Here is a 13,636-nt window from a genome sequence, read left to right as displayed (position 1 = left end):
GGGCCGATGCAGCCTTACTGGGCCGGGGAATTTTGGGCTAACCAATCCAAAACCCGATCGCCCAAACGCACCCCGTCGAGCCGATCGATCTCGCGCATTCCCGTGGGGCTGGTGACGTTCACTTCGGTTAAGTAGCCGCCGATTACGTCAATGCCCACAAAGATCAACCCGTCGCGCTGGAGGGTGGGGGCCAAGGCGGCCGCAATTTCCCGATCGCGATCGGTCACGGCCACCTTCACGGCCGCCCCGCCCACGGCCATGTTGCCGCGAAACTCACTGCCGGTGGGAACCCGATTCACCGCCCCGATCGGCTCGCCATTCAACAAAATCACCCGTTTATCGCCGGCCTTGGCTTCCGGCAAAAACTGCTGCACCATCACCGGCAATTGACCCCGCTGGGTGCTGATTTCCACTAGCGAATTGAAGTTGCGATCGCCCGGCTCCAAAAACAAAATGCCCTCGCCCGCTTTGCCGCCCAGGGGTTTCAACACCGCCGCGCCCCGCCGCTCCACAAACGCCCGAATGATTTCCCGATCGCTGGTGACGATCGTTTCGGGAATTACCGAAGTGAATTGCAGGGCATACATTTTCTCATTGGCAGCCCGAATCCCGCTGGGGCGGTTGATGACCAGGGTTTTAGCCGGATTGACATAATCCAGCAGATAGGTGGCGTACAGATAGGGCACGGTCACGGGCGGATCGGTGCGCATAAAAACCGCATCCATGGCCTCCAGAGGCTGCCACAGCGCTTCACCCAAGCTGAACCAGTCCTCAACGGCTAACCAGCGTCCTTCGCCCAGGGTCACGGGGGCCAAGGTGACCGGCAACAGCTTGGCCCAGGCCTGGGAATCCCGCACACTCAGATCCGTGGCTTGGGTAATGAAAACCTGGTGGCCCGCCAGTTGGGCCGTTTCCATCAGGGCAACGCTGGTGTCGTGGGTCGGATCGAGTCGTTCGATCGGGTCAATGATAAAAGCCAGTTTCACGAGGTGCTCCCGAATGTTGATTGACGAAGGGCGCTCAAGAATCTGGGTTCAAGAGCAGTTGTGAGTCCAGGGTTGCGATCGCCGTGTCCAAATCACCTAGTGGGCCCCTAGCTCGCCCCGTTGCCAAGCGGCAAACAGTTGCTCAAAGGCTAGCCCCATCAGTGTTGAATAGCGGCGACTGTCAAAGAAAACCGGGTTGGCCGCCATGGCCCGCCGGATGCGATCGCTCAAGGCCTGCCGCCAGTCGCGGTTTTTAGCCAACCGCACCGCCAATTGCAGATAGTCCGCCTCATCGGCCGCAATCAGCTCCGGAATTCGCAGCGATTGCAACAGGGCCGAGGCCATCCGCGATCGGAACGCCACCCCTTCCACCACCACGGGCGGCATTCCCACCAGCAACGGATCGATCGTGGAATTCACCCCCGCAAAGGGGAACGAATCCAAATAAACATCCCCCAGCTTCAGGCACTCGCGAATGTCGGCCATGGTGGGCAAAGGATTCAAAATCACTAGGCGCTGCGGATCCACACCCACGGCGGCCAAGTCCGATCGGAACCGATCGATGAACGGTTGCGCGGGATAATTTTGCCCCCAATTGGGATTGAACGGATAGAGCACCAGCACCGAATCCGCCACCTGTGCCAGCAGTTTCACCCAGACCGATCGCAACTCCGGCACAATTTTGTTGAAATTGGCCCCGGACATATAAACCGTGGTTTGATCCGTAGCTCCCCAGGAAGCCCGCGAGGGTTGAATCGTCGCCGTTTGGGGCAACACATCATAGTTAAAGGCATGGGCCGGCCCCTCAAGCGCCAACAGCTTTTCCGTGTAGCGGGTTTGGGCATCGGTGGTCTCCGTCAGCGACCCGGAAATATAGGCATCCACATGGGTCATTCCCGTGGTGACCGGTGCTGAGGTGGACATCACCTGCACTCGGGCCAGGCGCTGCACCGCCAACACCGTGATCGGATTGGTCACCATGGTGACGTTCGTGCCAATCAGCAGCAAATCCAGGTCATCGGCCCGCATCCGGGCCGTCTGTTGGGCCAAGCTTCCTTGCAAATGCACAAACTGATCGGCGCGGCTGGCGCAATATTGCTCCAGGGGATGACCGGTGGCAAAGACGCTATAGAGAATGATCTCAAAGCGCGATCGATCCAAATATTCAAAGGCGGGCAGGGTGGTGAAGGTTTCCGTTTGGGGCGTGAAGTGATCCTTCAAAATCCCCACCCGCAGCTTTTGCCGCTGGGGATCCCTGGGCCCAAACCGATAATCGACCACTTCGCCCTGATCCTTCAGGGTTTTCGCAATCAGGAACGCTCGCTTGCGATAGATATCCGTTGGGCTGTCGGCGGTGAAATACAAAGGCGTGAAAGTGCCGCGATAGGCCAGCCAGCGGGCCAGTTTTTGGGAAACCTCATCTTCAGGGCGCGTTTCGTTGGTGCGATAGACCTGGTTAGTCCAACGGGTGATGTGCTGGGCAAAGCGATCGGCATCGCCCACCTCTTGGAAATAGAGGGGGGCTTCCTGCATGTAGAGGGCATAGGCCTCTAGGAACCATTGGGGCAAGTAAATCGCGCCATATTCCAAGGGCAGTTGATAGGCCCGGCAATACATCATCAGGATGATGAAGTTGCGAAGCTGGCTCAGGGTTTTGATGCCTCCCTGGAGGCTGCTGATTAGGGGTTCAATGAACGATCGCTCGTCAGCGGTCCAGGGTTCATAGCGCAAGTCCGTTTCCACCAGGGCCTTGTTCGCTTGACCCAACCGGGCCAGGTAGGCCTCATCAAGGCGATCGAACGGAATTCGCAACCATTGTTCCGCCAATTGGCGACGGGCATTCCGCAACCGTTCAATCACCTTGGGATCGGTGGAATGTTGACGATAGGCGGCCACGGCCTGTTTCACCTCGTTCACCAAGGGCACAAACAGCACCACCATGGAAGCCAGAGGGGTAATGTCCCGAACTAGGGCTTGGGTCTCCTCGGTTGTGGCAGTTGTGGCAGTTGTGGTCAAGGGGGCGATCGGGGCCGGATCCACCGGAGCAGGTGAGTCCGGGGCCGCGGGAGCCGTTTGCAACAGACAGTCAATGACGGCCGATCGGGTTTCGATCGAATCCTCACAACGGAGCGCTTCCCGCAGTTGCGCGATCGCCGTTTCCCAGTCAGCCCGCTTCAGGCTGTCTTGGGCCACCCCGATCGCGTATTGGGCATAGTACTGCAAGGCGCGGCGAGCCAGGCGATCGCGCCGATCGGTGGGGAGATAGGCGCGGGCCAGGTCAATGGCGCGGCGAGTGTCGGCAATGTTGGCCCCAGTGCGGGTGAGTTTGGAGGTGGTGGAACCGTCATGCCGCCGAAACACCGCCAAGGGTTCTGGCTCAAACCACAGACCCCAGCGACTGGCTAGGCGCTGCCACATTTCCCAATCGGCCGCCGAAGCCGCCGCCGGGTCAAACCCTCCCAATTCCTCATAGGCCGCGCGGCGCACCACCATGGCGGAAAATTGCACCCGTTGGCGCTGGGCAATCCGATCGACCCAATCACTCACGGGCCCGGCCGTTTCCCGTTCCAGTTCAGAAGTCCAAACAATTCGCCCCTGGTGATCGATGTGGTGATGCCGACAGAGCACCATGCCCACCCGGTCGCCCGCCTGCTCGATCGCCCGGGTCATCCGCTCCACAAATCCCGGCAGCAACCCATCATCCTGGTGCAACAACAACACCCACTGGCCAGACGATCGACTCAAACAATCCTGCCAATTGCCTAGCAGTCCTCGATTTTTGGGCTGACGGGTATACAGCACCCGATCGCCCGCCACCCGCTGCACGATCGCCCGCACATCCACCCGATCGGACGCATCATCCAACACCTCGATCTGCATTCGATCGGCCGGCAGGGCCTGATCCAACACACTTTGCAGCGCCAAGGCCAATTGCTGCGGATCGGGGTTATAAACCGGCAACATCACCGACCACAGGGGCCGCTCCGTTCCCGCCGGAACTGGAGCCAGGCGCGGCCGCTCGGATTTCAGCAGCCGATCCATATGCTTGGTCATTGCCTGAGCAATTTGTTGCGATCGGGAATGGAGCTGATCAAACCAGGGAGCCGCCACCAGCTTGTGATAAAACCGGCGAGCATCGGTTTCCAACTCTTTCTCCGCCGAATTGAGCTGGGTCACCTGCTGGGCATGGATCCGCCGACTGGACAGGGGGCGCGCAATAAAGCCCACCTTGTACTTGGCCAACAGCCGCAACCAAAGATCCAAATCCACCAATTGCTTCAGGGCCGGATCAAAACCACCCACGGCCAACAGAGCATCGGTACGCACCAACACCGCGCTCGGTTCGCCAATTTTGTTGATTTGCCCCACCTTTTCCACAGGATCCACCGGATCCTGAAACAGCTGTTTCAGCTTGTCCAGCTTGGTCGGATCCGTGGGAGCCAGCAGCAAGCGCGGATCTCGCAGTAGGTCTACCCCCGGTTGCACCGCCTGCAAGTGCGACCAACCATGGTGCAAGTTCTCACTGCCGGCCGCCAACCGTTGGGAAGCGGGATCCTGGGCCGCCGACGGATCCAGCAACAAGCGCCGGGGGGCAAACACCAGGGCAATTTCCGGATCGCTTTCCGCCAAGGCCACCATGGCCTTCAGACAGTCGCGATCGAGCAAATCATCCTGGTGCAAAAACTTCAAATATTTGCCCCGCGCAAATTCCGCACAGTGGTTCCAGTTGGCCACCATGCCCGCCTGCGGCCCCGCCACCAGTTGAATTCGTTGGGGATCCTGAGCCGCTGCGGTTTGCAGTTGCTCGATCGTCCCATCGGTGGAACCATCGTCACTGACAAACACTTCCAAGTGGGGATAGCTCTGCTGGAGCGCACTGGCCAGGGCTTCATCAACATAGCGCCGGCCGTTATAGGTGGGAATGGCGATCGTGACGAGGGGCTGTTGGCTATGGATGGTTTGGGCTTGCAACCGTTCGTAGTCCCGGCGAAATCCCGGGCGATCGAGCAACCCGGCCAGGGCGGGACTATAGCAAAGGTCATAGCGCAACTGGAGATCCCACTTGGTTTCCAAAACCCGCAATGCCGCCTGGCGCTGGGTTTCCGGATCCGTGAGCTGATGTTGCCAAGCCAGGGGGTGGTGCTGGCGCAGGCGCGATTCGGGCACAAAGATATGGCGATAGCCGGCCGATCGCAACTTCAAACAGAAATCCAAATCCGCCGCAAAAATGCCCAAACGCGGATCCACACCACCCACCCGCGCCCAGGTCGATCGGCGGCAACACATCCCCGTCCAGCGCAAGGCCGAAACATTATTGGCCAGGTCTATGTGGGCTAGGTTGGCGTAGTTAGAGACCTTGGTATCCAAACCCTGATAGAGACAAAGCCCCTCGGGATTGAGGCCTAAGGTTAGGCCCGCCTGTTCAATTTGCTGCTCTGGATCCAGCACCATGGGGCCAGCCACGCCAATGCGCGATCGCTGAACCTGTTCCACCAGACGGGTTAACCAAGCGGTTCCCATCGGCTCCATGCCATCTTCCCAAAACACCAGATAATCGCCCCGGGCCTGTTGCGCCGCGTGATTGGCAGCAGCAGCCCAATTGAAATCCTCACAGGGCACGACCCGCAGTCGATCGGTTCCCAACTGGGTTTGCCACCGTTGCAACACCTGCAAAAGGCCCGGCTCCGGTTGGGTGGTTCCCAACACGGCCAGCACCTCATAGGGGCCATAGTCCGTGTGGCGAACAATTCCGTTCAGGCAGCGATCGAGGTCGGCGGGACGATCGCCCACAAAAATCAGCAGGGAAACCAATTTGCGCTCAGCGATCTGGTAGCGCATTCGGTAGTGGCCCGGTCGTTTGGCGATGGTTTCCACTTGCCCCGGTTCCCCGCGCCGCTCGATCGCCTCCCGCAAGGCCTTTTTCGCCGCCTCATAGGCATAGGGCTTGGCTTCGGTGGAACCCGCCGCCGATCCGGAGTGAATCCGCCAGTGATAGAGCACCCGAGGAATGTGATAGACCCGATCGGTCTGCTCCGTAAATCGCAGGGCTAAGTCATAGTCTTGGCTGCCCTCAAACCCTGCCCGAAACCCACTCACCTGGGTCAAAATCGATCGCCGGTAAACGGTCAAGTGGCAGATATACATCCGCGTCAAAAACGAGTCGGGGCACCAGGCCGGCTTACAGGTCGGTTCCGACAAAATCCCCTTTTCATCGATTTTGTCTTCGTCGGTGTAGATCATGTCCGCATCGGGATGCAGTTGCAGCAGCGAGGCCACTTCAAACAGGGCATCCGGCGTAAGCAAATCGTCATGATCCAGCAGGGCAACATATTCACCCGTTGCAATCTCCAGGGCGGAGTTGGAAGCACGGGAAATATGACCGTTTTCAGGGCGGAAGGCGACTTTAATTCGCGGATCGCGCTGTTGATATTGCTCAAGCAGCGGCCGCATGTGGGGCGCGGTGGAGCAATCGTCCGCAATACACAATTCCCAATCGGGATAGACCTGGGCCAATACCGACTCGATCGCCTCAATCAGCAGTTGCTCCGGTGTGTTGTAGGTGGGCATCACAATGCTGATGGTCGGCCGGTAGCGGAATCCTTGCCGCGCCGTGGTGGCCATGCGATCGAGGTCGGCGGCGGTGGGCCGGTTCGCGATCGACCATTGGTGGTAGGTACGCGGCTGGGAATTGTCGGCCATCGGAGTTGCGGGCTGGTTGAGGGTTTGGGGGGCGATCGAGTCGAGAATAACGGTTTTCTGGAGCGGTTCCAACCCAGATCAACGGAGCAGGGCCCCGAATTGATCTAGCAATTGATCTAGCAGTCGAATCACCGCTTCCACCTGCACCCAAAGATCTTCAGGGTTCGCCACCATGCGGGCGAATCAACGGCTATTCATCCAGTCGCTAACGCCGCTGCCATGCTTCCAAAGCGGCGGTTACCGCTGGAGCCAACCAATCAGGTAACTGAGGATAGATTCGCTCCCACACTGAGCGATCGACCGCTGGAATTGGATAGGCGATGGCCACCAATGCCGTCCGGATGGCCGATTCGGGTTCCGGCAAACCACTGCAATATTCCACAAAAGTCAGCAGAAAATCGAGATCGGTTGGCAGGATGGGCCGCTGTCCAAACCGACTCGCCACTAGCCGCTGATAAATTTGTCCGCTGGTGCTTTGCCAGATCACCGGCAAGTCTTCGATCGGCGCTTCCTTCCAGTAATGGGCATAGCGAGAGCGAGCATTACTGAGTTCTGCCAAGGCCCCCCAATGTTCAGGCGATCGCTCGTAAAGATCCAAGCAGCTATCTATCCAGTTCAACCAAAACTCGTCCCATTCTGGCAATCCCGGCTCTCCCAGTTCGCGCGACGGGAATGAAGGGGCGATCGCCCCAGCGGTCGTCCGTTTGCGGAGGAAACCGTTCAGACACCAGGTCATATTCCGTTCATAGAAGTCACAGAAATAGGTGTCAATCTCATATTCATCCCCGCAAACCATCAAGAATTCTTCCAAGGCTTGCAGTGGCTTCCCGGCACTGAGGCTATCTTCCACAATCACATAATCACCCTGCTCCAGCCAGCCGTGGAAAAACTCCAACACCGCAATGGTTGTTCCGTAGGAGTGATCCGCATCCTCAATCACTAACCAAGGGCGCGGTAGGCTGGCCAACCAGTCCGGCGAAAGGGTTTGCCCCAAGTCTCGACCATCCCCTGCCAAAAAGGTCACCCTTGGATGGCTCACATCGGTCACCGGGTTGATGTCGATCGAGTAGATATGCCCATCAATTCCAAAATTATTCAGGTGATCTCCCAACCAGAGAGCGCTTCCCCCGGCAAAGGAGCCAATTTCAAAAATGGTGCGCGGCTTCAGTTCCCAGAGCAGCAGGGAATAGAGCGCCCAATCAAAAGGATTTTTGATGGTCTGAATGCCCCGATAGCTGTAGCTGCGAGCGGCCATCTCGATCGCCACCGCGTCGCTACCCGTCAGGAAGGAGGTTTGGATGGGGCGCACTGAGTCCCAGGGGCGATCGCGCCAGTGGCAAAACCGACCCTCAGCATTCATTAGCCCAGCATTGGGGTCTGGGGCTGACGGTGTAGCAGACTCTGCCCGATCGTTGGCCCCCGATTCGGAGCCAGCTACCTCCGTTAACTCAGGCAATTGAGGACTGCCAGCCTCAGCGTTCCCTAGGAAGTCATTTTTTTTTGAGCCTCGGACTCAAACACCGCCGCGTACAGCGGGAACAGCCAACCGGGCAAACGGGTTGCCGCATCCTTCACCTGCATTTGTCCCGGCGCGTAGTACATCATTGCGCCCAAGAACGCATTCAAACCACCGGGCTGCTCGAAACCACGCGCTGCTGTTTCCGCCAGCTTCACCAGCAGTTCCCGCTCCCCATCCGTCAACGGCTCCCGTTGGAATCCTGATTTCAGGTACATGCCATAACGGCGACCCAGTTCACTGTTGAACACAGCCTCCAGTTGAGATGGAGGAACCGTCAGCCAAAACTCAGCCACCCGTTGTCGCAATTGGCGCAGTTCCGCCACCGTTTCCCCATCTTCCGGGTCGATTTCGTAGAGATTGGAGCAGCCCAGGAAGCGGTTCAGAAACACCATATCCTCCGCCAAATTGGGGGGCTGGCTCACGGAGGGTGGAGCAGCCGCAGCCGGGGCGGCCGTGGGGACGGTTGGTTGCGGGGACGGCACTAAGGGAGCAGTTGTCGCTTGATCCGCTTCAAAAATTCGCTGATAGTCCGGCAGCAACCAAGCCGGTAAGCGATTGGCTGCGTCCCGTACCTGCATTTTGCCCGGTGGCAGATACATCATGATGGCCAACAGCGCATTCAGCCCCGGGTAGCGATCGATTCCCTGACTGATCAGCCCCGTCAACTCCTGAACAACGGACTCCTCTTCCGGGCGTAAGGGATAGTTTTGATAGCCACTGTCCAGCAGAGCTAAGTAGCGGCGACCAAATTCACTCTTGTAGAGAGACTCCAGTTGCTCAAGGGGCGTTTGGGCCCAAATTTGCCCCACCTGCTGACGGATCAGCCGCAGCTCTTCTGCGATCGAGGTTTCTTCGGGGTCGATGTAGTAAAGATTGGCACAGCCTAACAACCGATTCAGGAAGGTCATGTCCTGATGAAGGGGCGCGGTTGCTGAGGTTGGCGGGGCGATCGGCTGTGGATCACTGGTCGGCTCTACAGTTCCAGGCGGCTCAAAAACCGATTGATAATCCGACAGCAGCCAAGCCGGAAGCTTCATTGGGGCCTGATCAACCTTCATCTTGCCAGCGGGGAGATACAGCATCACCCCCAAGAACGCCTGCAAGCCAACCGGATGTTGAACGGTATGCTGACTCACTTGATTAGTGAGAGCTTGAAGGTAGTTGGCTTCTTCACCCGTGAGGGGCTGGGATTGGAAGCCGCTGTGCAGCAAGGAGCGATAGGCTTGGCCCACAGAGCCTTGGTAAAGATCTGGGAGTTGCTCCGCTGGCGCAGCCTTCCAAAGCTCGGCAGTCTGGCGGCGTAGCTCCCGCAGGAGGTTAATCGTGCTTTGGTCATTGGGATCAAGTCCATACACCCGCACAACGTTTGTGATGCGATCGCACAGCCACTGGGTGTAGGGATCGGTGGCAGGGGAGGTGGGAATGGAAAGGGCCATAGGGCTGCTGAGTTCGGCTTTTCGGCGCAATAGCTCCTCGAATTTTAGTTCGAGTTGGTCAATCGATCGCTCAATATCAAATTTGGCAAAGGCTGCTGCTTGTCCTATGGCAGCCAGGCGCGCCCAACGTTCTGCATCCTGCGGCAAACTGATCAGAGCAAAGCAACTCACCCCATTTTGCCATGGCATTATTTATTTGAAACTCTCGAATTGGCATTGAGGGGAAGCAGGTACAAACTGGAGCGATGAATAACTACTGTCAGACTGTTATCATTGACTTCACGAGCACTATTTTGTTTCAAAACACTTTAATAGCTGAATTTTCAACTTCCGATAAAAGCCTAAAAGAGATACACTTCAAAGTGTTGCTTATAATTGGATTCATTTTTGCGAGTTGAGTGTTCATGATTTGTCTTGACAATGATTCATATGCATTCGAGTCGTAATCTTTCAAGAACTTCATACCAGCTCGAATCCATATGTGTTGATCATAATTTGTGTCATGCTTCAGATGATAGGCAAAAGGAGTAACCGCGTACTTAATCGTAAGATGATTTTGTACTGCAGTTGCAGGAATCCAATAGTCCCACCATGGGACACCTAGGCAAAATCTAGAGGTCTGGAAATAACTTAATAGGTTGCGATCAAAGAAAAAGACATCAAAGCCCAGCTCGAAAAGCTCGCCATGTTCATCAGTTAATTGATTTAGATCCCATCTGGAGGCGAAAACCAGGGAGTTTTTGCACTCAAGTAATATCAAATTCAGAAAATGCGGAGTAGTTCTCAGAAATATATCTGAATTAATCAATCCACATATATCTGTTCCGTATTTCTTCAGGTAATTCATTATATCGTTTAGGTATACATAGTCTTTTCCATACATATTTTTACCAGTATGTTCGACTTTGAGAAACTCAATCTCTCGAAAAAAAGGAGTTAGATATTCAATTTCCTGATTTGTGTTTAATGAAACAACTGAGATGCCCAAGTCTAGCCATGACTTGATTGCAAGCTTTTGAAGTTCAATGTTTTTAGGCGCAATGCTTGTTGCTACAACGATATCCATCTTTCTTAGACTCTTGTTCCAAGGAGATTGTACTAAAAATACTGCTGATAAATAGGCAACAACCAAGCTGGAAGCTTACTCGCCGCATCTGCTACCCGCATTTGCCCCGGCGTAAAATAGAGCATCACTGCCAAAAACGCTTTGAGACCTTCAGGACTGGGAAGGGGGGACCTCTGCAAAGCAGTTGTCAAAGTTCGGCGGTGAATTACCTCTAGTTGTGTCAAGGGGTGATGAACTAATCCGCTGCTTAAGAGTTCCCGGTGGAATTGGCCGGGAGGACCAGCGTAGAGATCGGCTAATCTCTCGGCAGGACTATTACACCAAAACTCAGCGATCATCTGGCGATAGTTACGTAGCAGGGAGAGCGTATTTTGATCACTGGGGTCAAGTCCATACACCCGCACAACGTTTGTGATTCGATCGCACAGCCACTGGGTGTAGGGATCGGTGGCAGGGGAGGTGGGAATGGAAAGGACCATAGGGCTGCTGAGTTCGGCTTTTCGGCGCAATAGCTCCTCGAATTTTAGTTCGAGTTGGTCAATTGATCGCTCAATGTCAAATTTGGCAAAGGCTGCTGCTTGTCCTGTGGCGGCCAGGCGCGCCCAACGTTCTGCATCCTGCGGCAAACTGATCAGAGCCTGAGCCAGGGCGAGCGCATCACCGGCTGGGAATAACAGACCACTCACTCCGGATTCAATCACCTCTGAAGCCCCGCCCACCCCTGTGCTCAAGACCGTTAGCCCGGCCGCCATTGCTTCAACCTGTACAATCCCGAAAGCTTCCGGCTGAATCGAAGGGAACACAAAGACATTGTGCTGAGCAAAACAGTCAGCCAGTTGCGCTCGATCTAAATGGCCAACCAGGCGCACCCGATGGACTAACCCTGTTTGTTGCAGGTACTGTCGCAGGGCCGCCAAATAATCCGCATGAATTGCATTACCTGCGATCGTGCATTCAAAGTCCACCTGCTGCTGTTGCAGCACGGTCAGGGCCTCCAGCAGGGTGTGGGGCCCCTTGCTTTGAATCACTAAACCAGCGTACAAAATCCGGAGTTTATCCCGCTGGGGCAGCGTGGGCCGGCTAAATTGCCGTACCAGAGCGCCGGGATAAGTCGTTGACGTTGCCAGTTGCGTTAACCCTGAATCTCGCACCGCCTGAGCCACGGCCTCGCTAGCGGTGGCCAAGTGATAGAGCGGGTGCTGGGGAGCAAGGGTTGGTGGGTAAGGAACTTGGGCAAACCCCAGGTGATGAATTGTCGGAATTTGTTGTTCTAGCAAAGGCCCAAAAATCGCCGGGCCGAGGAATGAGATATTACCAACCAGGCAAAGATTGGGTTGAAGTTGTGCCAAAACCTCGCGCAGGATGCGATCGTTATGGGCCACGATCGCATTGATTTGGTTAGGATCCTGCAACTCTTGGGTTTGACCTTCGTAGGTTCCCCACAGTTGCAAGCGGCGATCAATGCCATCTTCTCGATCTGGTGTGCGACCCAGGTAAGGTGCATCGCTGGTTAGAACATGTATTTGGTGACCACGGGATTGCAACCCAGCAGCAAAATCCGCAAGCGATCGACCATACCCCCCCAGTTCTTGGGGTGGATAGAGATTGGTAATAACAAGAACACGGCAATGACTAGATAGCTGAGTCTGATATAGGGGTACGTCGTTATAGTGGAAGCCATACTCTGCTTGTACACGGCGTGTTTCGGGTAGAGCGGCCGCGATATTCATGGACAAGCCCTGCTGATTGTTGTAGTACAGTCCTAAAACTTCAGGAATACATACAATCTTCTCAGTTTTGGCAATTCGCAAAACGAACTCGTAGTCACCAGCCGACTTCAAATCTGGTCGGAAGTAGCCATACTTTTGGTGCAGAGACGCTCGCCACATCAGGTGAGATCCAAGGTTATAGCCCTGGGCTAACCATTCAGGATTAAAAGTTGTCCAGTTAAAGACGCGATTGGCTTGTGTTGTTTCAAAGGTTTCGTTAGGAATATCCGTAATCAACTGATAGGGATAAACCATTGCGACATCAGGATGCTCATCAAGATAGCGGGCCATTACCTCGATCGCATCTGGTCGGAGCCGATCGTCAGCATTGGCATTGATCAAGTACTTTCCGCGCGCCCCCTGAATTGCTCTATTCCATGCAGCGTAGATAGTTTCCCTCGAGTGACTTCGGTAGTAGCGTATCTGATCTGGATGTAACTCGATGAAACGCCGAATAATCTCTTGTTCATTTTCTGGGGATGCGCTGTCAATAACAATAAGCTCAATTTCTTTTCGGCGAAAACTGGTTTGCGCCACTAGATCCTTAAGCAAACCTTCAAAGAACAACTCTGAGCAGTAGACTGAAACAATCACTGTCATTCGGACTACGCATTGAGTTTGAAGCATGGATTCAGGATGTTCTTTTTGTTTTCCAACTTCGAAATTGATGTCAGATTGATCAAAAAGTATCGAGCCTTGGTACGTTGTTGATCTATTTTCAATGCGAATGTTATCCAACATTAGATCTTTAGGTAAGAAATGTTCAAGATTTTTGCTAATAGTTTTTAGCAGGTTTATGTAATCTCGGTAGAGTAGTGCTACAGCATCATTGAACCCCTCAACACCATAAAGCTTGATCCCTAAGTCAAAACTTTCCAAGGCAATCTCTTTCAGTCCATGAAAATGGAAAAATACTAGAGGGCTATTGTCTATAAAAATTTGATGATTCTTAATACTGATAGGATAAGTATCTAAATTCCAGGGTGCAGCATTAATTCCAGGATTCTCTAGAATTTTGACATTCTCAAACAGTTCAGGAACTTGATCAAGATATTTTTGCAGAAGTGTTGAATGACAGATTCAGGTTATAAAAAAGGGGTAAGAAGATGTAATTCTTACCCCAAACAATCAAAAAGTAGTACACCAATGTTACGCTCATT

At 54.7% G+C, this 13,636-nt stretch carries 6 protein-coding genes; all 6 read right to left on the bottom strand.

Going from position 1 to position 13,636, the window contains the following annotated elements; translation table 11 throughout:
* Nucleotides 1-14 precede the first annotated feature (14 nt).
* Complete coding sequence (gene gshB, locus H6G53_RS05260) at nt 15-986, bottom strand: glutathione synthase (protein ID WP_099534665.1); 972 nt, start codon at nt 984-986, stop codon at nt 15-17.
* Between the two features lie 96 nt (nt 987-1,082).
* The gene (locus H6G53_RS05255) at nt 1,083-6,758 is read right to left on the bottom strand and encodes a glycosyltransferase (protein WP_190531324.1); all 5,676 of its coding nucleotides are present in this window, start codon (nt 6,756-6,758) and stop codon (nt 1,083-1,085) included.
* Between the two features lie 133 nt (nt 6,759-6,891).
* Entirely contained in the window at nt 6,892-8,142 is a 1,251-nt protein-coding gene (locus tag H6G53_RS05250; protein ID WP_199309132.1) for a CmcI family methyltransferase, read from the bottom strand.
* Nucleotides 8,143-8,168: 26 nt separating this feature from the next.
* Nucleotides 8,169-9,641 carry a hypothetical protein gene (locus H6G53_RS05245; protein ID WP_190531322.1) on the bottom strand — a complete coding sequence of 491 codons (1,473 nt, stop codon included), beginning with the start codon at nt 9,639-9,641 and terminating at the stop codon, nt 8,169-8,171.
* A 298-nt stretch (nt 9,642-9,939) separates the two neighbouring features.
* Complete coding sequence (locus H6G53_RS05240) at nt 9,940-10,707, bottom strand: hypothetical protein (RefSeq protein WP_190531320.1); 768 nt, start codon at nt 10,705-10,707, stop codon at nt 9,940-9,942.
* Between the two features lie 32 nt (nt 10,708-10,739).
* Complete coding sequence (locus H6G53_RS05235; protein ID WP_190531318.1) at nt 10,740-13,355, bottom strand: glycosyltransferase; 2,616 nt, start codon at nt 13,353-13,355, stop codon at nt 10,740-10,742.
* Nucleotides 13,356-13,636 lie beyond the last annotated feature (281 nt).

Origin of the sequence: Limnothrix sp. FACHB-406, from assembly GCF_014698235.1 — a bacterium.
In the GTDB taxonomy this organism is placed as follows: Bacteria; Cyanobacteriota; Cyanobacteriia; order CACIAM-69d; family CACIAM-69d; genus CACIAM-69d.
The sequence above is the reverse complement of the archived record's forward strand: the minus strand, read 5'-3'. Positions and strand labels throughout refer to the sequence as shown.